Origin of the sequence: Streptomyces sp. 2P-4, assembly GCF_030167965.1 — a bacterium.
In the GTDB taxonomy this organism is placed as follows: domain Bacteria; phylum Actinomycetota; class Actinomycetes; order Streptomycetales; family Streptomycetaceae; genus Streptomyces; species Streptomyces globosus_A.
On sequence record NZ_CP095011.1, the window covers coordinates 1,001,264 to 1,022,324 of the forward strand.

16 protein-coding genes are annotated in these 21,061 nt (G+C 76.3%); 7 read left to right on the top strand and 9 right to left on the bottom strand.

Annotation, left to right across the window (positions count from 1 at the left end):
• Positions 1 to 9: 9 nt before the first annotated feature.
• Positions 10 to 939: a LysR family transcriptional regulator ArgP gene (locus MUK52_RS04075; RefSeq protein WP_114055173.1), complete on the bottom strand. Its 930-nt coding sequence runs from the start codon at positions 937 to 939 to the stop codon at positions 10 to 12.
• Between the two features lie 69 nt (positions 940 to 1,008).
• Between MUK52_RS04075 and MUK52_RS04080 the strand changes: the two genes are divergently transcribed.
• From MUK52_RS04080 to MUK52_RS04090, 3 genes are all read left to right on the top strand, one after another.
• Complete coding sequence (locus tag MUK52_RS04080) at positions 1,009 to 1,632, top strand: LysE/ArgO family amino acid transporter (protein WP_114055172.1); 624 nt, start codon at positions 1,009 to 1,011, stop codon at positions 1,630 to 1,632.
• 67 nt (positions 1,633 to 1,699) lie between these two features.
• Positions 1,700 to 2,764, top strand: coding sequence for an NUDIX hydrolase (locus MUK52_RS04085; protein ID WP_284574688.1), 1,065 nt, complete (start codon positions 1,700 to 1,702; stop codon positions 2,762 to 2,764).
• Between the two features lie 145 nt (positions 2,765 to 2,909).
• On the top strand, positions 2,910 to 4,463 hold the full coding sequence (locus tag MUK52_RS04090) for an MFS transporter (RefSeq protein ID WP_284574691.1): 1,554 nt from the start codon (positions 2,910 to 2,912) through the stop codon (positions 4,461 to 4,463).
• Here the strand turns inward: MUK52_RS04090 and MUK52_RS04095 are convergent.
• The 4 genes from MUK52_RS04095 to MUK52_RS04110 are packed head-to-tail and all read right to left on the bottom strand — an operon-like array spanning position 4,452 to position 8,272.
• Positions 4,452 to 5,384, bottom strand: a complete 933-nt coding sequence (locus MUK52_RS04095; RefSeq protein WP_284574695.1) for a hypothetical protein — start codon at positions 5,382 to 5,384, stop codon at positions 4,452 to 4,454. The genes MUK52_RS04090 and MUK52_RS04095 overlap by 12 nt on opposite strands.
• Before the next feature lie 59 nt (positions 5,385 to 5,443).
• The gene (locus tag MUK52_RS04100; protein WP_114055168.1) at positions 5,444 to 5,980 is read right to left on the bottom strand and encodes a cupin domain-containing protein; all 537 of its coding nucleotides are present in this window, start codon (positions 5,978 to 5,980) and stop codon (positions 5,444 to 5,446) included.
• Positions 5,977 to 7,194 (bottom strand): cytochrome P450, encoded by a 1,218-nt coding sequence (locus MUK52_RS04105; RefSeq protein WP_114055167.1) that lies wholly within the window; start codon positions 7,192 to 7,194, stop codon positions 5,977 to 5,979. The genes MUK52_RS04100 and MUK52_RS04105 overlap by 4 nt, the downstream gene beginning before the upstream one ends.
• A gap of 16 nt (positions 7,195 to 7,210) precedes the next feature.
• On the bottom strand, positions 7,211 to 8,272 hold the full coding sequence (locus tag MUK52_RS04110) for a type III polyketide synthase (RefSeq protein WP_114055166.1): 1,062 nt from the start codon (positions 8,270 to 8,272) through the stop codon (positions 7,211 to 7,213).
• A gap of 225 nt (positions 8,273 to 8,497) precedes the next feature.
• Here MUK52_RS04110 and MUK52_RS04115 point away from each other — a divergent pair, with 225 nt between their 5' ends.
• Both MUK52_RS04115 and MUK52_RS04120 read left to right on the top strand, forming a co-directional pair.
• Positions 8,498 to 9,742 (top strand): cytochrome P450, encoded by a 1,245-nt coding sequence (locus MUK52_RS04115; protein WP_284574699.1) that lies wholly within the window; start codon positions 8,498 to 8,500, stop codon positions 9,740 to 9,742.
• Positions 9,739 to 9,963 carry an acyl-CoA carboxylase epsilon subunit gene (locus MUK52_RS04120; RefSeq protein ID WP_162793173.1) on the top strand — a complete coding sequence of 75 codons (225 nt, stop codon included), beginning with the start codon at positions 9,739 to 9,741 and terminating at the stop codon, positions 9,961 to 9,963. Before MUK52_RS04115 ends, MUK52_RS04120 begins: the two co-directional genes overlap by 4 nt.
• Before the next feature lie 90 nt (positions 9,964 to 10,053).
• Here the strand turns inward: MUK52_RS04120 and MUK52_RS04125 are convergent, their stop codons facing one another.
• Positions 10,054 to 11,868 carry a VanW family protein gene (locus tag MUK52_RS04125; RefSeq protein ID WP_284574700.1) on the bottom strand — a complete coding sequence of 605 codons (1,815 nt, stop codon included), beginning with the start codon at positions 11,866 to 11,868 and terminating at the stop codon, positions 10,054 to 10,056.
• A gap of 280 nt (positions 11,869 to 12,148) precedes the next feature.
• On the opposite strand from MUK52_RS04125, the gene yczE reads away from it, so the two are divergent.
• A complete protein-coding gene (yczE, locus tag MUK52_RS04130) occupies positions 12,149 to 12,820 on the top strand; it encodes a membrane protein YczE (RefSeq protein ID WP_114055162.1) in 672 nt (223 codons plus the stop codon).
• 24 nt (positions 12,821 to 12,844) lie between these two features.
• Here the strand turns inward: yczE and MUK52_RS04135 are convergent, their stop codons facing one another.
• Positions 12,845 to 13,651 (bottom strand): hypothetical protein, encoded by an 807-nt coding sequence (locus MUK52_RS04135; protein ID WP_114055161.1) that lies wholly within the window; start codon positions 13,649 to 13,651, stop codon positions 12,845 to 12,847.
• A complete protein-coding gene (locus MUK52_RS04140; RefSeq protein WP_284574701.1) occupies positions 13,648 to 14,127 on the bottom strand; it encodes a hypothetical protein in 480 nt (159 codons plus the stop codon). The genes MUK52_RS04135 and MUK52_RS04140 overlap by 4 nt, the downstream gene beginning before the upstream one ends.
• A 240-nt stretch (positions 14,128 to 14,367) precedes the next feature.
• Here MUK52_RS04140 and MUK52_RS04145 point away from each other — a divergent pair, with 240 nt between their 5' ends.
• Complete coding sequence (locus tag MUK52_RS04145) at positions 14,368 to 19,026, top strand: CHAT domain-containing protein (RefSeq protein WP_284574702.1); 4,659 nt, start codon at positions 14,368 to 14,370, stop codon at positions 19,024 to 19,026.
• A gap of 37 nt (positions 19,027 to 19,063) precedes the next feature.
• Here MUK52_RS04145 and MUK52_RS04150 read toward each other — a convergent pair whose 3' ends face one another.
• Complete coding sequence (locus tag MUK52_RS04150; protein ID WP_162793171.1) at positions 19,064 to 20,758, bottom strand: stealth family protein; 1,695 nt, start codon at positions 20,756 to 20,758, stop codon at positions 19,064 to 19,066.
• Between the last annotated feature and the right edge of the window lie 303 nt (positions 20,759 to 21,061).

Below are 21,061 nucleotides of genomic sequence, written 5' to 3' on the forward strand. Positions count from 1 at the left end.
GGCGGCAGCTTACGGTCCCTGCCAGGGGTGCAGGGCTTCGGCGGCGGCCGCGGCGACGACCCGCGCGAGCCCGGAGAGCGCCGGCGAGTCGAGCTTCCACTGCTGCCAGTACAGCGGGACGTCCAGGGTCCGGTGCGGCAGCAGCAGGACGAGCCCGCCCGAGCGGAGCAGCGGCTCCGCCTGCGGTTGCGGCACCAGCCCCCAGCCGAGGCCGGAGGCGACCGCGTCGCGGAACCCCTCGGAGGTGGGCACGTGGTGGCGCAGCCGGCCCGCCCCGGCGTCCGGGTCGCCCGTGAGGGAGCGGACGAACACGTCCTGCAGGACGTCGCGCCGGTCGAAGACGATCACCGGGGCGTGCTCCAGGGCCCTCCCGACGGCGTCCGCGGACCCGCCCTCGGGGACGTGCCGGGCGGCGAAGCCGGGGCCGGCCACCGGCAGGTAGCGCGCGAGGCCCAGCGGGCGCACGGTGCAGCCCGCCACGGGATCGGGCGAGGAGGTGACGGCGGCCATCACCTGGCCCTCCCGCAGCAGGGCGGTGGTGTGCGACTCGTCCTCGCGGTGCAGTTCGAAGAGGACCGGCGGGTCCTGCGGCACCCGCTCCAGCGCGGGCAGGAACCAGGTCGCGAGGGAGTCGGCGTTGACGGCGATCGGCAGCCGCACCGGGCCGCCCTCCTGCTGCGCCATGCCGAGCTCGGCGCGCGCGTCCCGCTCCAGGCGGGCCAGCTGGCGTGCGAAGCGGACCACCACCTGCCCGGACTCGGTCGCCCGCACCGGCTTGGTCCGCATCAGCAGGACCCGCCCGGTGCGCTGTTCGAGCGCCTTGACGCGCTGGCTGACGGCGGAGGGGGTGACGTGCAGGGCGGCGGCCGCCGCGTCGAAGGTGCCCTCGTCGACGACGGCGAGGAGGGTGCGTACCTGGTCCAGCGGGAGGTCGTCCATCACAAATGCTAATGGTACGTAAAAATCCTTAGCTGTACTACACAGCAGTCCGTTCATATGGTCAGACGCATGACACACGGCATCCTCACGGCGGCCCTCGCCGGCTTCGGCACCGGGCTCTCCCTCATTGCGGCCATCGGCGCCCAGAACGCCTTCGTCCTGCGGCAGGGGGCGCGCCGCCAGGCCGTCCTCGCCGTGGTCGCCATCTGCGCCGTGTCGGACGCCCTCCTGATCACGCTGGGCGTCGCAGGCGTCGGCGCCTTCGTCACCGCCTGGCCGGCCGCCCTCACCGCCGTCGGCATCGCAGGCGGGGCGTTCCTGATCGGCTACGGGCTGCTGGCCGCCCGCCGCGTGCTCCGCCCGGACCCCGCGGCCGCCCTCGACACCGGCGGCGCCGCGACCTCCTCCCGCCGGGCCGCCGTCCTGACCTGCCTGGCGATGACCTGGCTCAACCCGCATGTATACCTGGACACCGTCCTGCTGCTCGGCTCGCTCGCCGCCGACCGCGGCGACCTGCGCTGGGCGTTCGGCATCGGCGCCGCGCTCGCGAGCCTCGGCTGGTTCGGCGCGCTCGGGTACGGGGCCCGCCTGCTCAGCGGCCTGCTGTCGCGGCCCAGGACGTGGCGGGTGCTCGACGGGGTCGTGGCGGCGACCATGGTCACCATGGGCGGGATGCTGCTGGCCGGGGCCTGACCGGCCGCGGCCGCCCGCCGCCGCACCGCCCGCGGCCGCCCGCCGCCGCACGACCTGGGAGCCCGCCGTGCCCGACCGCCGCCCCGCCGAGCGCACCGGGCGCCCCGCCCGGCGCCCCGCCCGCTCCGTCCGCCCCGCCCGCGGGCCCGGTCCGCTGCTGACGGCCGCGGCGGTCGTCGTGGACGGGGCCGGGCGAGTCCTCGTACGGGCCTCCGGGCCCGCCCGGGGCCGTCCCGGACTGCCGGGCGGTGCCGTCGCCGGCGCCGACACCCCGGAGGCGGGGCTGGCCCGGGCGCTGGCCCGGGAGCTGGGCCTGCACGCGCCCGTCGGCCGGCTGCTCGCGGTGGACTCCCGGCCCGCCGCCGGCCCGCGGGCGCGGGCCGCCGTCGTCCACCTCCACCTCGTCGGACCGCTCGGACCGCAGGAGACCGCCGCAGCCGCGGCGGTGCTGCCGGGCTGGGTCGCGCCGCAGGAGGCGTACGCCCTGCTGCCGGAGCCGGACGCGGCCCGCCTCCGCGCCGCGCTGGCCGCCCTGCGCACGGGCTCGGTGGCGCACCTCGCCGACGGCGTGGCCCAGCCCGGTTCGCCCGCCGGCCTGGACCCGGCGCGCCGGTCGGCCCTGGAGCACGCCGGCGCGCTCGACGCGGCGAGCCACCGGGCCGCCCGGCCCAAGGCGCTGACCGCGGCGAGCGCGCTGCTCACCGACGCGGCGGGCCGGGTCCTGCTCGTGGAGCCCGCCTACGGCCGGCGCGGCCGGTGGCACCTGCCGGGCGGCGGCGTCGACAGCGACCTCGGCGAGACCCCGCGGGCGGCCGTCCGGCGCGAGGTGCACGAGGAGCTCGGCCTCGACGTGGAGCCGGGCCGGCTGCTCGCCGTGAACTGGTCGCACAAGCCGGGCTACCCGGCCCGCATCCGCTTCCTCTACGACGGCGGGGTCCTGGGCACCGCCGCCCTCACGGCGATCCGCCTCCCCCCGGGCGAGCTCCTCGCCTGGCACCTCGCGACGCCCGGCGACCTCCGCGACCTCGTCAAGCCCTCCCTGCGCCGCCAGATCAAGGCCTCCCTGCGCGCCCGCGCCCTGGGCACGGGGCCCCTGGAACTCCACGCCGGCCGCCCCGCGGCCGACGGCTGAGGCTGGTCCATCCGAGCGGCACCGTGGCGTGGCGCGCAGGCGCCGGGCCCGGCTCGCGCATCGTCGAAGCACACATCGCCCGCGCCCGCGCGCGCACGAAGCGCACTCCGGCCGCGCGGGCGAGCGGAATCCACGGAGTACCACCATGTCCGCAGAACCGACCGGGCCCGCCTCCGGGCCCTCCCCCGGCAGCCGCGGCCCCGCCGCACGCACCACCACCGGGGCGGCCGGCGCCCCGGCCGCGCCTCCCGACCCGCGCCGCTGGTGGATCCTCGCCGTCATCGGGCTCGCCCAGCTGATGGTCGTCCTCGACGCCACCATCGTGAACGTCGCCCTGCCCTCCATCCAGGAGGGCCTCGGCTTCTCCGACCACCGCCGCCAGTGGGTGGTGACCTCGTACGCCATCCCGTTCGGGAGCCTGCTGCTCCTCGGGGGGCGGCTGGCCGACCGGGTGGGGCGCCGCCGGGCCTTCCTCGTCGGCCAGATCGGCTTCGCCGCCGCCTCCGCGCTCGGCGGCGCCGCCTCCTCCTTCGAGGTGCTCGTCACGGCCCGCGCCCTCCAGGGCGTCTTCGCCGCCCTGCTGGCTCCGGCGGCCCTGTCGCTGCTGACGACGACGTTCTCCGCGCCCGCCGAGCGCGGGAAGGCCTTCGGGGTGTTCGGGGCGCTGGCCGCCTCGGGGGGCGCGGTGGGCCTGCTGCTCGGCGGCGTCCTCACCGAGCACCTGGGCTGGCGGTCGACCCTGTACGTGAACGTCCTGTTCGCGGCGGCCGCCGTCGCCGGAGGGGCGCTGCTGCTGCGCCGCCGCCCGCCGCAGGCGCCGCCGCGGCTGGACCTGCCGGGCGCGGTGCTGGCCTCGGCCGGCCTGTTCTGCCTGGTGTACGGGCTGTCGACGGCGGGCCCGCGGGGCTGGCGGTCGGCGGCGACGCTCGGGATCCTGACGGCGGCCGCGGTGCTGCTGGCGGCCTTCGTGTGGTGGCAGGCGCGCGGTCCGCACCCGCTGCTGCCCCTGCGGATCGTGCGCGACCGGGTCCGGGCGACGGCCCTGCTGTCCGTGTTCCTCACGGGCGTCGGGATGTTCGGGGTGTTCCTGTTCCTGACGTACTACTTCCAGCACACCCGCGGCCTCAGCCCGGCCCGGACCGGCCTGGCCTTCCTGCCGATGTCGGGATGCACGATGATCAGCGCGATCGGCAGCAACCTGGGGCTGCTCGGCCGGGTCGGCGGGCGGGCCCGCGTCGTGACGGGCATGCTGCTCGCCGCGGCGGGCATGGCGTGGCTGGCGAACCTCTCGGCAGCGGGCCCGTACGCGGTCGAGGTGCTGCCCGGACAGGTGGCGACCGGGCTGGGCATGGGCCTGATCACGGCGGCGGCGATGAACCTCGGCACCGCGGGCATCGACCCGCGGGACGCGGGCGTCGGCTCCGCGACGGTCAACGCGATGCGGCAGGTCGGCGGCTCGGTGGGCACGGCGCTGATGAGCACGCTGGCCGCGGGCGCCGTCGTCCGGGACCTGGCAGGGCGGCAGCCCGCGCCGGAACTGCTGGCGCGGGCTGCTCTGGAGGGCTATCGGACCGTCTTCACGGCCTCGGCGCTGATCTTCACCGCCGGGGCCGTGCTGACGCTGTTCCTGCTGCCGGGCGGCCTGTCCGCGGAGCGCGCGCACGGCGCTCCGGGCGGCCGCCGCCCCTCAGGACCCTGAGGCCGGGCGGGCCGGGCGGGCCGGGGCGTTCTCGGCCGGCGGGGCGGCCGGCTCCGCGGGCCCGGCCGCCGGAGGCTGCGCGGCCGCCGGCGGGGTCGTGGTCGACGGGGCGGTCGCGGCCGGCATCTCGCAGTTCGCGACCGAGCTGCGGACCCGTGTGCCGGTGGAGTAGTGCCGGAGCTTGCAGGCGTTGGCGCCGAGGCCGCCGTCGACCTGGGCGTAGCCGGGGCCGATGACGAGGGTGGCGTCGTGCTGGCCGCGGACGGTGTCGTCGCCGGGGCCGCCCTGGACGATGCCCGCCGACTCCGCGCCGACAGACTTGGGCTCGATGATGTCGTCCTCGCTGCCGCCGAGGATCCGGCCGCCGAGGTCGACGTTGCCGGTGCGGATGGTGTCCTTGCCGTCGTTGCCGAAGACCTGGCCGCCGCCGCGCTGGTACGCGCCGGGCTCGCCGAGCACGCTGCCGGTGGTGATCATGTCGTCGCCGTGGTCGCCGTAGACGGTGGCGCCGTGCTCGGCGGTGCCCATGACGAGCGCGGTGATGATGGTGTCGTTGCCGGCGCCGCCGCGCACGGAGGAGTTGCCGTTGCGGGGGGCGAGGTTGTTCACCTGGAGGGTGTCGTTGCCCTCGCCGCCGAGGACCTGCGAGTCGATGAGCATGCCCTTGACGCGGATGTTGTCGTCGCCGCCGCCGCCCCAGATGATGGCGTTCTCGACGTCGTTCTCGCAGACGATCGTGTCGTTGCCCGCGGTGCCCCGGACCTCCTGTCCGGGGCGTGCTTCCACGCCGTTGACGTAGCACCAGTGGGACGGCAGGGCTTCGGCGGCACTGGCCGGGCCCGCGGCGAGCGAGGCGGCGGCGACGACCGTCCCGGCGAAGGTGTACGTGGCGGTGCGTAGAGTGCGGCGCGTGCGCAGCATGGAGTCTCCCGAGCATGGGTGGTGTGTGTGCGGTGGGGGTTCGGTGTGCTGGTGGTCGGTCAGGACAGCCCGTGGCGCAGGGGCGTGAGCTGTTCGATGTCGTACCGGTTCCGCAGGTCGGCGATCGCGGCGGCGTCCGGGGTGGCGCCCGAGTCGAGCAGGGCGATGAGCTCCTCGAAGTACCGCTCGTGATCCGGTGGCGGTGAGGCCTGGAAGAACATGCGGGCCGGCTCGCCGGTCGGGTTCGCGAAGGCGTGCGGGCACCCGGGCGGGACCACGATGACGGTCCCGGGGGTCGCCCGCACGACCTGGCGTCCGTCGAGCGATTCCCAGTGTCTCCAGTCGTCGCCGCTGCGCACGCGCGGCTCGAAGGCCATGACGTCGAGTTCACCCTCCAGGACGTAGAACAGCTCTTCGCTGCGGATGTGCCGGTGGGCGCCGACGTCGAAGCCGGGCGGGACGACGACCTCGAAACTGGAGGCGACGGTGGAGTGCTCGCCGGTCACCTTGAAGGTGACCTGCTGGGCGGGGGTGTGCAGGGTCCGGCCGTGGCCCGGCGGCACGAGCAGGCCGTCCCGGGCTGCGTGCGCGGTCATGACCAGGTCACCGGCAGCCCTTCGGGGCCGCGGATGAGCGCTCCGGGCCGCCAGCGCAGTTCGGCGGTGGGCACGGTGAAGCGCAGGTCCTCGAAGCGGTCGAGCAGGGCGTCGACCATCAGCTCCGACTCCAGGCGGGCGAGCATCGCGCCGGGGCAGAAGTGGGGGCCGTACCCGAAGGAGACGTGCGGGTTCGGGCTGCGGTCCAGGTGGAGTTCGTCGGGGTCGGGGAAGACGTCGGGGTCGCGGTTGGCGGCCAGGTAGGAGACGTAGACCGCCTCGCCGGCCCGGATGAGCTGGCCGGCGACGACGACGTCCTCCAGGGCGATCCTGGACAGGCCGACGGCGTTGCGGTGGGGGATGTAGCGCAGCAGCTCGTTGAGCCCGGAGGACCGCAGCTCGGGTCTGGCGCGCAGCCGGTCCATCAGGTCCGGCCGGGTGAGCAGGATGTAGGCCATGTTGCCGACGTTGTTGGTGACGGCCTCGCCGCCGATCTGGATGAGCAGGCCCAGGCCGGTGGCCTCCTCCAGGGTGACCTCGCCGTCGCGGACGGCCTTGTCGAGGAGCCCGATGACGCTGTCGTCGTGGGGGACGTCGCCGGAGCGCAGGCGGGCGGCGAGGTAGGCGAGCGCCTCGTTCTTGGCACGTTCGCTGCGCTCGGCGCCCTGGGCGGAGGAGAGGATGAGGGTGGTCCACTCGTGGACCACGGGCCGGTCCTGCTCGGGTACGCCCATCAGCTCGCAGACGACGGCGAGCGGGAAGGGCGCGAGGAGGCGTTCGGTCAGGTCCGCGGGCGGGCCGTCGGCGAGGATGCCGTCGACGAAGCCGTCGAGCATCTCCTTGGCCCGGGTGCGCAGGCGCTCCACGCCGGTGGTGGTGAAGGCGGCGGCGACGGTGCGGCGCAGCCGGGTGTGGTCGGGCGGGTCCTCGAACCCGACGGCGCCCGGCGCGGGGATGAAGTGGGGGGCCAGGCGGGTGACGTCGTGTTCGGCGACGAGCTTGCGGCTGAACCGGGGGTCGTTGGCGACCATGCGCACGTCGTCGTAGCGGCAGACGAGCCAGGCCCAGCCGGATCCGTTGGGCAGCCGGATCCGGGTGACGGGCCCCGCCTGCATCAGTCCGGCGAGGACGGGGTCGAAGTCGACCCCCTCCAGCGCCGGGGTGGGCCAGTGTGTGACGGGTGGCCGTGCGGTTGCGGGGCCGTCCTTCAGCATGCTTCGGATTCCTCCCTCAACCGGTCCCTCGTTCGGAGGTCCAGCTGCCCAGTGAGATCTCTGCGGTGATTCCGGGGCCGAAGCCGGCCAGCAGGCCCTTGGCGGCGTCGGCGGTGCGGTTCTCGTCGAAGAGGCGGCGCAGCGCGTCGAGGACGACGGCGCTGGCGATGTTGCCGTACTCGGTCAGTGTGGCCCGACTGAAGCGGAATGCTTCGGGTGCCACACCGAGGTACTTGCTGAGGTCGTCCAGGATGCGTGGTCCGCCCGCGTGGATGATGTAGAAGTCCAGGGCTGCGGCGTCCCAGCCGTGGGCCTTGGCCAGTTCCTTGAGGGAGGGGGCGAGGGGTTCCATCGTTCCGGGCACGCGCCGGTCGAGCTTGAAGTGGAATCCCGTCGACTTGACGTCGTACATGATCCAGTCCTCTGTCTGGGGGATGATGTACGAGCTGTTGCGGTGCAGGGTCATGCCGGTGCCGCCGCGGCCGCGGACGACCGCCGCGCCGATGCCGTCGCCGAAGAGGCCGTTGGAGAGCAGGTTGCCGACCTCCAGGTCGCTGGGCTGGTAGCACAGCGAGCACAGTTCGCAGGACACGATCAGCGCGTTCGCGTCCGGGTAGGCGGTGCAGAAGTCGTGGGCCCGGTTGACGGCGGCCCCGCCGGCGGCGCAGCCCAGCTGGGCGATGGGGAGCTGCCTGGTGTCGGTCCGGAAGCCCATCGCGTTGATCATCCACGCGGTCAGCGAGGGCATCATGAAGCCCGTGCACGACACGTAGATGATCATGTCGATGTCCTTGGCGCGCAGCTGCGCGTCCTCGAGCGCCTGCCGCACCACGGCGGGGACGCGGGCCTTGGCCTCTGCCTCGTAGACCGCGTTGCGCGACTCGAAGCCGGGGTGCTTGAGCGTCTCCTCGATGGGCTGCACGATGTGCCGCTTCGCGACGCCGGTGTTGCGGATCAGACGCAGTGCCAGGTCGAGCTGCGGATGGTCCGCGTGCACGGACCGGGCCAGGTCGAGGGTCTCCTCCATCGTGATCACGTGCTCGGGCACGGACACCGTTGGCCTGCACAGAGTCGCCATGGGTGGCTCTCCTTTCCTGTCTGACACAGCCTCACGGACCCGCAGCCGAAGCGCGCGCGGGACTACGGCGTTGGGGGACATGGGCCAATCCGGTGACGCTGCCCGGCACAGGCGGCGGGGCGGGTGGCGACCGGGAAGGGATGCGTGTGCCGATATGGCCGCAAAAGTCCCATGTGGCCGCGGAATCGTGCGGTCGGGGGAGCCATCCACGCAGGGAGATGAAGCATGACGGCAGAGCCGAGAACGGCTGCGGAGCCGGCTGCGCAGCCGGCCCCGGACGAGACGGTGCACCACTGGAGCCTGGACGACTTCCAGGCGCTGGAGTTCGACCCGTTCCTCCACGAGCGGCTGAAGGAGAAGCGGGCCGCCCGCATCAGGCTGCCCTTCGGCCAGGGCGACGCCTGGCTGATGTCGCGCTACGCCGACGTCAAGGCGGCCACGACAGATCCGCGTTTCAGCAGGTCGGAGCTGGTGGGCCGGACGATCACCGCCTCCTCGCCGCACGCGATCGCCTCACAGAAGGCGTCCTTGAACTACGCCGACCCGCCCCGGCTGAACGACATGCGCCGCGTGGTGGCGCGCGCGTTCACCGGCAAGGCCATGCAGAAGCTCCGGCCGACCATCCAGCGGACCGCCGACGGCCTGCTGGACGGGATGGAGCGGCACGGCTCGCCCGCCGACCTGGTCGAGCACCTGCACGGCCCGCTGCCCCTCGCCGCCGTCGCCGACCTGCTCGGGATGCCGCACGGGATGCGGGCCGACATGACCGACTGGGCCAATGTGGCGATGACGCCGGGGCCCGCGCCCGCGCAGAGCGTCGACGCGCTCAAGACGGTCCGCGAGACGGTCGTCGCCCTCCTGGAGATGCGCCGCGAGGAGCCCACCGACGACCTCGCCGGGGTGCTGACCTCCGCGGCCGCGGCCGGCGAGATCACCGACGACGAGGCCGTGTCGCTGGCCACCGCCATCCTGGTGAGCGGCGCCCACGCGGTCCGCAACAACAGCGCCAACATGGTCTACGCCCTCCTCACCCACCCGGAGCACCTCGCCCGGCTGCGCGCCGAACCGGAGCTGATCCCCCAGGCGGTGGAGGAGCTGCTGCGCTTCATCCCGCACCGCAGCGGGGTGGGCCTGCCGCGGATCGCGACGCGCGACCTGGAGATCGCCGGGGTGCAGATCAAGGCGGGCGACGCGGTCTACTCCTCGTACCTGGCGGCCAACCGGGACCCGGAGGTCTTCCCCGACCCGGACAGGCTGGACTTCGACCGCGGACCGACCGCCCACATGGCGTTCGGGAACGGCCCGCACCACTGCGTCGGCTCGATGCTGGCCCGGATGGAGTCGGAGGTCATGCTGGCCACTCTCCTCGACCGCTACCCGCGGCTGGCCCTGGCGGTCCCGCCCGAGCAGGTCGAATGGCAGGCCGGCGGCCTGATCCGCGGCCCCAAGTCCCTTCCGGTGTCCTGGTGATACGCCGGCACCGGATCAGGGTGGTCAAGGGGGTCCCGGACCACATAGAACTGGCGGCCCTCACGGCCGCCCTGCTCGTGCTCGCGCGCGCCGCCGAGGTCGCGGGGCCGCCCCGCACCACCCGGCACCGCCGCGCCCACTGGGACCGCGACCTGCCCTCACCGGTCCACCACCCCGCGCACTCCTGGCGCGCCCGCCCCAAGTCCGCCCTCCCCCACTGAGGACGGCGCTCCGGGCCGCGACGCCGCCGGACGGCGAAGCCGCGGCGGCCGCACTGCTGCGGCCGCCGCGGCGGTGTGTCCGGGTCCGGCTCAGACGGCGCCGGCGCGGGCGGGGGCCGGCGCCGGGGCGGCCGGGCTCGCGGGGGCCGCGGGTGCGGACGGCGCGGGCGAGGGGGTCTCGGGGTCGCAGGAGACCTCGTCGCGCGGGGTGTAGTGCGTCTTGTACGTCTCCCGCCTGACCTCCTTGCCGCCCTTGACGAAGACCCGGTCGACGGCGACGTCGAAGCCCTCCAGCGGGGTCTGCACCTCGCACTGCGGGCCCGGGGCGGAGATCTTCTTCGGCGGGGTGACGTTCGCCCGCGGGCCCGTCACCGCGCGCACCTCGTCGTACTCCCGGGTGCCGAGCAGGCTGATCGTCACGGAGGTGTCCGTGGAGCTCGCCTGGACGTACACCGCGTGGCCGGAGTCGTTGCGCCAGCGCAGGTCGAGCGTGCCCCAGGCGACGGTGGCCTCGCGGCCCTCGGGGTAGCGCTCGATGTAGAAGGAGTGCGCCCCGTGCTCCAGCGGCTTCAGGCCGGCGAAGAACACCGCGTTGTACATGGTCGTCGCGACTGCGGAGACGCCGCCGCCGGGCGACTTCACGTACCGGCCGTCGTTGATCATGATGCCGTCGACGAAGCCGTTCGCCTGCGTCCGCTCCCCGACCGTCTCGTTGAAGCTCCAGGTCTCGCCCGGCCTGACGACCGAGCCGTTCATCAGCTCGACGGCCCGGCCGATGTTGGTGCTGCGGTACGGCGCCGCCGGGAACTCGACGGTGAAGGAGGAGACCTGCTCGCGGATGCCGAGGCGGCGCGCCTCGTCGGCGGTCATCTTCGGCTTGACCTCGGTCGCGGCGAGCACACCGGTGCGGGCGGCTGCGCCGGTCCGGGTGAGGAGCGGCAGGACGGCGTCCTCCAGCGCCTCGGCCGTGACCCGGACGCCGCTGCGCCCGTCCTCGGAGACGACGACGCGCTTGGTGGCGGGGTCCACCTCCAGGACGGCGCCGCGGGAGGGCCGGGTCAGGGCGTTGATCTGCCGGGCGACGTCCGGGTCGGCGAGGAGCCCCTCGGCGTCGAGTTCGGGCCGAAGGACGCCGTCGTCGCCGGGTCCGATCTTCAGGTGGCGGCCGATGGCCTCGGGGGTGAGGGTGACGGGCTTGCCGGTCAGGCTCAGCGTGATCGGGCCGGACATCGCCGGTTCGGCGATCTGCGCCATGGCCCGCTCGGTCTCCCCGGCGTCGACGGCCGGCTGGGTGCGGACGACGGGCACGGCGACGGGCTCCGTGCGCGGCTCCAGGTAGGCCGTCCGGACGGCGTCCGCCGCTGCCCGGGCCTGGACGGCGACGCCGGCGGCGGGGGCGGTGGCGCGGGCGGCGCCGTCGTGGAAGGTGATGGCCCCGTCGCGGGGCGCGGTACGGGTGCGGGCGGCGAGGCGCTCGGCTTCGGCGGCCGCGGCGGCGGCGTCCGTCCGGACGACGGGTTCGAGGTCGCGCTCCTGCGCGGGCAGGACGAGTCGCCCGATCACGGTGAACGGGTCGGATCCGGACTGCGCGGCGCGGTCGGCGGTGGCGCGGGTGTCGAGGGACAGGCCGAAGGCGGCGGGGGCCGCCTGGGCGGCGCGGCCGTCTATGTGCAGGGGGATCGGCGCGGCGGCCTCGGGGCCGAGTTCGCGGTCGAGGACCGCCTGGGCCTCGGTGCGGGTCATGCCGCCGATGTCCACGCCGCGGACCCGGGTGCCGTCGGCGATGGTGTCGCCGGCGTGGGCGAGGCCGGCCGCGTACAGGCCGCCGAAGCCGAGGACGGCGGCCCCGCACGCGAGGGGCAGGGCCGTCCGCCAGTCGGTGATCAGGCGTGGTACGCGTCGCATGTCTCTCCCGTGGCATCGGTGCGCCGGTGTGCCTGGTGGTGCGGCGGGCCCGGCGTGGTCGGCTACCAGGATTCACCAAATCGGACTAAATGGCACAAAAATGTGTGTGTTCTCACGAGGGCCGCACCGGCCTTGGCGGGTCGGCCGGGGTGGCAGGCGGCCGCAGCCGGAAAAGCAGGTCCACTCGGAGCGAATTGGCCCTTTCGACGCGGGCCGATGGTGTCCGACGGTGGGACCCGGCCGCTTTTGGCCGCTCCACCCCGACGGAAAGGCCCCTCCGGTGCCCACGATCCGCGCGCGGTCCGCGCGCCGCCTCCCCCGCCGCCTCTTCCAGCTGTACGCGGGTCTCGCCCTGTACGGCGCGAGCTCGGCACTGCTGGTCCGGGCGGGCCTCGGCCTGGACCCGTGGGACGTCTTCCACCAGGGCGTCGCCGAGCGGGTCGGCTGGAGCATCGGCACGGTCTCGATCGCCGTCGGCGCGCTCGTGCTGCTGCTGTGGGTGCCGCTGCGGCAGCGGCCGGGCCTCGGCACCGTGTCGAACGTGTTCGCGGTCGGGCTCGCCATGGACGCGACGCTCGCGTTCGTGCCCGACGTGCACGGCACGGCGGCCCAGGTGGCCGTTCTGGCCGCGGGCGTCGTCCTCAACGGCGCCGCCACCGGCCTGTACATCGCCGCCGCGTTCGGCCCGGGCCCGCGCGACGGCCTGATGACCGGCCTGCACCGGCGCACGGGCCGCTCCGTGCGCCTGGTACGGACCGGCATCGAGCTGGCCGTGCTGGCGGGCGGGTTCCTGCTCGGCGGCACCGTCGGCGTCGGCACCGTCGTGTACGCCCTGGCCATCGGCCCCCTCGCCCAGCTCTTCCTCCGCGTCTTCGCCCTGCCCGCCCCCGCCGCGCGCCCGGCGGCCGCCGCGCCGCCGCACCCGGCGCCCGCCCCGGCCGAGGCGGCCTGACGGACGGACGGCAGGGGCGAGCGGTCAGCCGCCCTTGCGGAGGATGTCGTCGACGGCCCGGCCCTCCTCCTCCGTGACGGCCGCGGGGCCGGTTGCCACACCGAGGGATTCGGCGAGAGCGCGGTGGTGCAGGTCGAGCACCGCCTCGATCAGCGTCGCGAACTCCTCCAGCGCCGCCCGCGAGCGCAGCCAGCCGGCGACGGCCACGCAGCCGCCGATCGCCAGGGCCGGCCACCACCACGCCCCGAGCAGCAGGTAGAGCAGCCCCCACCCGGTGAGCACCGCGGCCTCGGCGAACACGGTCCGGGCGGCCACGACCGGCTGGCGCACCTCGTCCGCGACGAGCAGCCACACCCGCGGCCAGGCCGCGGCCGCGTCGAACCAGTACTGGGCGCGGATCCGCGCCTCGGTGAGCCGGACCCGGTCGCTCATCCAGGTGTGCCGCCGCGGCAGGTACGCCTCGACGACGTCGCCGCCGCGCCGTCCGGCCTCCCGCAGCACCTTGCGGCGGCGCCTGCGGGCGCCCGTCTCCCAGGGTTGGAGCCAGAACCGTTCGAGGGCCCGGCCGAGCACGCCCGCGGCCGTTCCGGCGGTTCCGGCGGCGGCGAGCAGCAGCACGGCGTCGAGCACGGCGCGTGCGGGCCGGCCCCGCCAGCGCCCGGCCCACCCGTCCGCCCAGGCCGTGAGCTGCCCGGCGTCGAGGGCGTGGCCGTGGCCGAGGCGGCGCCCGGCCGCGGCCACCAGCACCAGCAGCAGACCCGGCAGCAGCACCGACCGGAACCAGCGGGTGCTGACGTGCCGGCCGACCTCGGACAGGATGCCGGTGATCACGGCGCCCCGCCGGCCGGGGGCGGCGGGGCGGGCCGCATAGCGGACCCGTAGGCGTGGCAGACCGGCACGTGCCCCTGGGCGTCCCGTCCGGCGACGCGGTCGCACCGGCCGCTCGGGCAGGCGTACCGCCCGGCGCCCGCGGAGGGCGGGCGCCGTGAGCCGGGGAAGCCGACCATGGCCGCGCCCCCGGTGTCCGACCAGCTGCGCTGCGGCCCGTCCGCCCCGCCGCCCGGATCCCCGTCCTCCTGGAGCCACTTGCGGACGGCGCGCACCGCGGATCCGCCCTGCCGCACCCGGTCCGCGTCCCGCTCCAGGCGCGCACCGACGCCCGTCACCCGCGCCTGGTCCCGCAACCCGGCGAGGCGGGCGCACCACAGCGCCAGCGCCTCGGACTCGCCGGGGCCCGCGGCCCCGCCGGCGCGCGTGCCCGCCCCGGTCTCCGCCCGGCTGCCGGACGGCTCCTCCTGCTGGGCCATCGGCCGCTGCCTCCCTTCCCCCGCGCCGTGTTCCGCGGGCCGCCGCGGCCGAGGTTACCGATTGGCACCCCGCCGCGACACACGGCTACCGTAAGCCGGGTGACGGAAGGTCGTTGGGGCATGTGGCGGCGTCGGCGGGGCACAGCGCGGGAGCGAATCGACCGTGCCGTAAGGGAGTTCGCGCGGACGGGACGCCCCGGACCCCTCGACGGCCCCCGACTCCGGGAAGACGCCGAGCAGTTGCTGGAGACGGCGGCCGCCGCACCGCCTGGCGCACCGGTGCGCGCCGAGGCCGCCCTGCACCTCGGGCGGCTGCTGCTGGCGCGGACGGGCACCCTGGACCGGCGGGCCGAACTGCCCTCCCTCGCGGCGACGGTGGCGATGGTCGGGCTGCTGCACGACGCGGCGCCCGAGCAGGTGGAGCCGCGCCTGTGGGAGCTCACGGTGGAGTGCGGCGCGGATCCGATGAGCCGGGCCCGCGCGGCCAACCGGCTGCTGGAGTCGGCCCGGCAGGCCGGCGAGGACGACCTGCCCGGCCTCGTCACCCTGCACCACGCCCTGTCCGACTTCCCCGAGGACCACCCGGACTCCGGGCCGGTCCGGCTCGTCGCCGCTGTCGGATGGCTGGAGCGGTACGAGCGCACCGGCGCGGACCGCGACCTGGACGGGGCGCTCACCTGGGGGCGGGCCGCGCTCCGGCAGGCCCCGGCCGCCGGCCCGGGCCGCGAGCTGTTCCTCCAGGTCCTGGCAGCGGCCCTGACCCGCGAGTGCACCCGCCGCAACACCGGGCCCGCCACGGCGGAGGCGGTGGAGGTCTGCCGCAAGCTGCTCGCCGTCCGCCCGGGCCGGGGACCCGGCCCTGACCCCGAACACATCGACGCACTGGCCCAGTTGGGCGGCGCGCTGCACGCCCGGTACGGCCACACGCGCCGCCCGGACGACCTCGACGAGGCGATCACGGTGCTGCGGGCCGCCACCGCCCCCGGCACGGGGGCGCACACCGCGTCCCGCGCCCCGGTGCTGAAGAGCCTCGCGTCGGCGCTGTACAAACGGCACCAGGCGACCGGGGACCCGGCCGATCTGGACGCGCTGATCGCCCTGATGGAGGAGGCCGTCCGCCCCGGCGGCCTGGAGGACCGGGCCGAGGCGGCGCGCTGGGGCTCCCGGCTGGTCGGACTGCGGCTGCGCCGCGCCCGGCTTCCCGCCGGCCCGGCGCGCCGCGGCCCGCGGGCTGCGGACCGGCCGGGGGCGGTGGAGCGTGCCGAAGAGGCCGTACGGCTGCTCGGGCAGGCCGAGGAGTCCGGGCCGGACGCCGACCCCCTCGTCCGCGACGTCGGCATCGAACTCCTCGGGCCGGCTCTGGAGGAGCTGCCGGAGGACCACCCCGACCGCGGCCCGCTCGCCGCGCAGCTGGGCATGGCGCTGCTGGCCCGCCACCGCACCGGGACCGGGGATCCGGCGGACCTGGAGGCCGCGAACCGGTACGGCCGGGAGGCCGCCCGCCTGGCCCGCACCGCCGACCCGCGCAACCGGGCAGGGCTGCTGCTCGCGCGGGCGCAGGCGGCCGAAGCCCGGTACGAGCGCTCCCCCGACCCGGCCGAGCTGGATGCCGCGATCGCCCTGTACCGCGAACTCGCCGGCCTGGAGCCGCCGCCCGGCGGGGAGCTGCGCTGGCACTGCCTGCACAACCTCGGCAAGAACCTGCTGTGGCGCTGCCGCGCCCGCACCGGCAGCGACGCGGGTGCCGCGGCGGCCGACCTCGACGAGGGCGTGGACGCCCTGCGCCGGGCGCTGGCCCTCGTCCGGCCGCCGTCCGAGGAGTACCTGCTGAACGCGTCGAACCTGGCCCTGGCCCTGGTGCACCGCCAGGGCCTGACGGACAGCGAGCGGGACCTGCGGGAGGCCCGGTCCTGCCTGACGGGGCTGCTCGCCCGCCTCGCGGACGGCGACGGGCGCGCGGAGCCGGCCCGTGCGCTGCTGGCGACCGTCGACGCCCGTCTGCGCGAGCGGGACCGGGTGCGCGAGGCGGGCCTGCGCGGCGTCTGGCAGGGGGCGCAGCTGATCCCGCCCCGCAGCTCCCCGGAGGTCCCGCCCGAGGAGGCGGGGCGCCGGCCGGCCGGCTCTGGCGCGGTGGTGCCGTACCTGCACCGCCTCGGCGCGGCCCTCTCCCGCTACGACCGCACCGGCGACCCGGACGTCCTCGAACAGGCTCTGGACGAGGGCAGGCGGCTCATGGACGGCATGCCGGAGGGCCACCCGAGCCGTCCGGAGGCCGGGGGCAGGGTCGGCGCGCTGCTGCTGCGCCGCTTCGAGCGGGAGGGCCGCCCCGACGACCTCGACACGGCGATCGGGCACCTGCGTTCCGCGGCGTACGGGCCGGGCGCCAACCTGCGGCAGCTCCGCGAGGTGCTCGGCATGCCGGACGCCGGCCCGGCCGAGCTGCGCCGCGCGGGCGGCGACGGGGCGGCGGCGCTGCTGCAGGCCGAGCCGGAGCGGGGGCCGGAGCTGTCGGCGCTGGCCGCGGCCTGCGTACGCCGCTTCGAGCGGGACGGTGCGCGCGCCGACCTGGACGAGGCGGTGGCGGCGGCGCAGCGCGCCGTGGAGGCGGGCGGGGGCGGCGACCGGGCCGCGCACTGCGCCCGGCTGGCCACCCTGGGCACGACGCTGGCGCTGCGGCACCGGGCGGTGGGGGACGCGGCCGACCTGGAGCGGTCGATCGGGCTGGGGCGCGAGGTCGTGGAGGTGGCGGGCCGGATGGCGGGCGCGTCCGCGGCGCGCGTGCTGCACTCGGCCCTGCCGAACCTGTCGAACCGGCTGCGCGAGCGGTACCTGCTGCACGCCGGCCCGGCCGACCTCGACGAGGCGGTGGAACTGGGCCGCCGGGCCGTGGCCATGGACCCCGGCCCGGATCATCAGGAGCCGGACGCGGCGGGCGGGCACCGGCCGGCCGGGGTCGGCCCGGATCCCGCGGGCACCGCCCGGACGAACCTCGCGCTCGCCCTGTGGGACCGGGCCCGGCTGCGGGGCGACGCCGGCGACCTGGACGCGGCCGTCGCCCACGCCCGCGCCGCGGCCGACGCCCTGCCGCCGGATTCCCCGAGGACCGCCCGGGCCCTCGCCGCGCTGGCCGGCATGCTCGCCGACCGCAGTGCCCTGCGGGCCGCCGGGGCCGGACTGCCCGGCCCCGGCGGCGCCGATGCCGCGGACGCTGCCGAGCGGGACGCCGTACGGGCTCTGGAGGCCTACGCGGACGCGGCCCGCTGTCCGACGTCTCCGCCGCAGGCCCGTCTGGACGCGGCGCTCGCCGGGGGCCGGTTCGCCGCCGACCGCGCCGCGGCCGGCCTGGCCGGGTGGGAGCGGGCCGCGGACTTCCACGCGGAGGCGGTGGGTCTGCTGCCGGCGGCGGCCTGGCGGGGCCTTGGGCGCGGCGACCGCGAGCGGCTGCTGGCGCCCCGCTCGCACGCCGCCACGGACGCCGCCGCCTGCGCCCTCGCCTGCGGCCGCCCGGAGCAGGCGGTCGAGCTCCTCGACCAGGGCCGGTCGGTGCTGTGGGGGCAGGCACTGGACGCCCGTACGGACCTGGCCGAGCTGGCGCGGGCGCATCCGGAGGCGGCCGGGCGGCTCGCCGAGCTGCGGACGGCCCTGGAGCAGGACCCCCTGCCGCTCGCCCCGTTCGGGCGGGTTGCGGAGGACGGCGACCGGCGGCGGCGCGCGGCGGCCCGGGAGTGGGACGCGCTGGTCGCCGACATCCGCACCCGCCCGGGCTTCGGGTACTTCATGCTGCCGATGCCGTTCGCGGAGCTGTCGCAGGCGGCCGCGGGCGGGCCGCTGGTACTGGTGAACGTGAGCCGGCTGCGCTGCGACGCCCTTGTCGTCACGCCGGGCCGGGTCCGCGTGGTGCCGCTGCCGGCCCTGGACGCGCAGGACGCGCAGGCCCGGACAGAGCGCTACCTTGCGGCCGTGGAGCGCCTGGGCCGGCCGGGGGCGTCCGCCGGCCCGGTCCAGCAGACGGTCCTGGACACGCTGGAGTGGCTGTGGGACGCGGTCGCCGCGCCGGTGCTGGACGCGCCCGAGGCGCGGGCTCGCCAGGGGCGCCGCCTGTGGTGGTGTGCGACGGGCCCGCTGGCCCTGCTCCCGGTGCACGCCGCCGGCTACCACGACCCGGACGACGACCGGCCGGGCGACGCCGTCGTGGAGCGCGTGGTGTCCTCGTACATTCCGACGCTCCGCGCCCTGGGCCGGGCCCGCGCCGCGGGCACCGCCGGCGGCGGCACGGGCCGGCTGCTGGCGGCCGCGGTGTCGGAGCGGCCGTCGTACGCGCCCGGGTTGGAGCCGCTGCAGGGCGTCCGTGCGGAGGCGGAGGCGCTGCGGGCCCGGTTCCCGGGGCGGCACACGGTGCTGCGGGACGCGGAGGCGACGCGGGCCCGGGTGCTGGAGCTGCTGCCCGCGCACGGCTGCGTCCACTTCGCCTGCCACGGCGGGCAGGACCTCGCCGACCCCGGGCGGGGCGCGCTGTACCTGTACGACGGCCCGCTGACGGTGGCGGACCTGGCCCGCCTGGACCTGCCGGCGGCGGAGCTGGCGGTGCTGTCGGCCTGCCAGACGGCGGTGGGCGGGGCGGAGTTGCCGAACGAGGCGATCCACCTGGCCGGTGCGCTGCTGCTGGGCAACTTCCGGCAGGTCGTCTCGACGCTGTGGACGGTCGGCGACACGACGGCCCGCCGGGTGGCGGACGCGCTGTACGGCTCTCTGGCGGCGGCCGGGCCCGACGGCGAACCGGCTGCTTCCCCGGACCTTGCGCGGACCCCGTACGCCCTGCACGCGGCGGTGGCCCGCATCCGCGCCGAGGACCCCTACCGCCCCCTGGCCTGGGCCTCGTACGTCCACTTCGGCCCCTGATCGGGGGCCAGGGCCTGTATCCGGCTCACTACAGGCCCTACGGCAGCTCGTAGGGGGACGGCACCGGGAAGTACGCCTCCAGGAACGCGGTGACCGTCCGCTGCTGGTGCTCCGGCGGGACCTCCGTCCCGGCGTCGTCGGCCAGGCAGAAGGCGTCGGCGTCGCGCCGGCGGAGCAGGTCCGCGAGCTGTTCCTCGGCCCCGGGCTGGTCCGTGGCCGCGTACGCGTGGGCCAGCTCGCCCTCCACGGCCCGGCCTTCGGCCAGGGCGAGGTGCGCGGCGAGCGTGACCGGGGCGAGGTCGGTCGCGCTGCGGAAGACCGACCGGCCGGTGGCGTCGAGCCGGCCGGGCAGGGCTTCCTCGACGCGCGCGAAGAGGGAGCGCCGGAGCGGGTACGGGGTGTGGGCCAGGATGTACGGGTACGTCCTGCCGGCCGCCTCCTCGACGGCCCGCCGGGTCACCCGCTGGGAGGCGCTGAAGACGTCGCCGTCCTCGTCCGCCCCCGGCGCGAGCGGCGGCACGGCCCGCCGGTCGTGGAAGACCTTGGGCAGCCCTGAGGGCAGGAAGTAGTGCTGGGGCTGCTGTTCCCGGCCGAGGAAGATGTCGTCGTTGAAGTAGAGGAAGTGCTCGGAGAGGCCGGGGATCCGGTGGATCTGGCTTTCGATGGCGTGGGAGTTGAAGACGGGCAGGCTGCCGGCGTCGGCGAAGAGGTCGCCGTGGTCCACGACCGTGATGCCGGGGTGGCCGGCGGCCAGCCAGGGCGGCGTCTGCCGGTCGGTGACGAGGAAGACGTGCCGGATCCAGGGTGCGTGGGCGGCGATGGAGCGCAGGCAGTAGCGGAGTTCCCCGCGGTCGCGGTAGCGGTGTTCCGCGTCGTCCACCCCGTCCGGGCGGCCGGCCGGCTCGGCGGCTCCGGCCTGCTCGCGTCTGCGGCGCCAGGCGGGGTCGGCGGAGTCCACCCAGCTGATCACGGCGTCGACGGGGAAGTCGATGTCGTGGGGGAACCGGCCTGCGAGGGCGTCGAGGACGCGGCAGTCGCGCCCGCCGATCCGCCGGACCGCGGTCGCCTCCAGGGAGGGCAGCCACCAGCCGTACGGCGTCTCGCGGAGAGAGGCGACGCCTCCCTGCCCGGAGGCGGACGGCGTCCAGAAGTCGAGGTCGCAGCCGAGTTCGGGGCCGTGGCGGAGCGTCCGCCCGGAGGTCACCACGCGCCGGTACAGGCGGATCCCGTTGACCTGCTCGCCGGTCTCCCGCTCGGCGACGGCCCGGGGCAGGGTTTCGGCGAGGATGTCGCGCAGGGGCCGGCCGCCGTCGCCGAGGAGCCGTGCGTAGACGGGCCGGCCCGCGAAGGCCTCGGCGCACGCCTCGACGACCCGGGACCGGTCGTCCGGGCCGATCGCCAGCCTGTGGGCCGGCCCCGGCTCGGGCACCAGGCCGTAGGGGATGCCGGCCGCCTCCAGGGCCGCGACGGCTGCGTGCAGGTTCGCCGCGCGCACGTCGGCGGGCAGCAGGGTGTCGCTGACGACGGCGAGGAGGCCCTGGTCCCGGACCACGTCCGGCAGGTCGTCCAGGATTTCGTCCTCGCGCGTCCGGGGCGGCGGGGCGGCGTGCCCGCCGGGCCGCCCCTCCCGCTGCCAGGGCTGCGGCTGGGACGGCACGCCCGGCAGGCCCGGCATCGTGCGGGCGCGTCGGCGCAGGGCGGCCGGCAGCAGGACGTGGGAAAGGCGGCGCATGTCTTCGTTCACCTTCGCGGATCGGCCCTTCCAGGCAACCGGCGCTTTACCCCAGCTTTGCCCGCCGCCCCCCTTCCGGGCAAGCCCCCCGGGACCGCCGGCCACTCCGGCCGCTCCGACCACAGCGCGACAAATACCCCCAGGGGTATTTGACAGGGGAGGCGGAGGGCCTCTACCGTCGAAGGCGTAATACCCACGGGGGTATCAGGAGGTGCAGTCGCTGCACCGCAGCCGCAGCGGGCGGGCCCAGGCCGGCCCGACCACTGCGGGGCCGGCCCGGCCCCCACCCCCGAACCCGCCCGC

Bases quoted from the DNA above. Each gene is read 5' to 3' on its own strand.
- MUK52_RS04075 (WP_114055173.1), bottom strand. From the start codon at position 939: ATGGACGACCTCCCGCTGGACCAGGTACGCACCCTCCTCGCCGTCGTC.
- MUK52_RS04080 (WP_114055172.1), top strand. From the start codon at position 1,009: ATGACACACGGCATCCTCACGGCGGCCCTCGCCGGCTTCGGCACCGGG.
- MUK52_RS04090 (WP_284574691.1), top strand. From the start codon at position 2,910: ATGTCCGCAGAACCGACCGGGCCCGCCTCCGGGCCCTCCCCCGGCAGC.
- MUK52_RS04095 (WP_284574695.1), bottom strand. From the start codon at position 5,384: ATGCTGCGCACGCGCCGCACTCTACGCACCGCCACGTACACCTTCGCC.
- MUK52_RS04100 (WP_114055168.1), bottom strand. From the start codon at position 5,980: ATGACCGCGCACGCAGCCCGGGACGGCCTGCTCGTGCCGCCGGGCCAC.
- MUK52_RS04105 (WP_114055167.1), bottom strand. From the start codon at position 7,194: ATGCTGAAGGACGGCCCCGCAACCGCACGGCCACCCGTCACACACTGG.
- MUK52_RS04110 (WP_114055166.1), bottom strand. From the start codon at position 8,272: ATGGCGACTCTGTGCAGGCCAACGGTGTCCGTGCCCGAGCACGTGATC.
- MUK52_RS04115 (WP_284574699.1), top strand. From the start codon at position 8,498: ATGACGGCAGAGCCGAGAACGGCTGCGGAGCCGGCTGCGCAGCCGGCC.
- MUK52_RS04125 (WP_284574700.1), bottom strand. From the start codon at position 11,868: ATGCGACGCGTACCACGCCTGATCACCGACTGGCGGACGGCCCTGCCC.
- MUK52_RS04140 (WP_284574701.1), bottom strand. From the start codon at position 14,127: ATGGCCCAGCAGGAGGAGCCGTCCGGCAGCCGGGCGGAGACCGGGGCG.
- MUK52_RS04150 (WP_162793171.1), bottom strand. From the start codon at position 20,758: ATGCGCCGCCTTTCCCACGTCCTGCTGCCGGCCGCCCTGCGCCGACGC.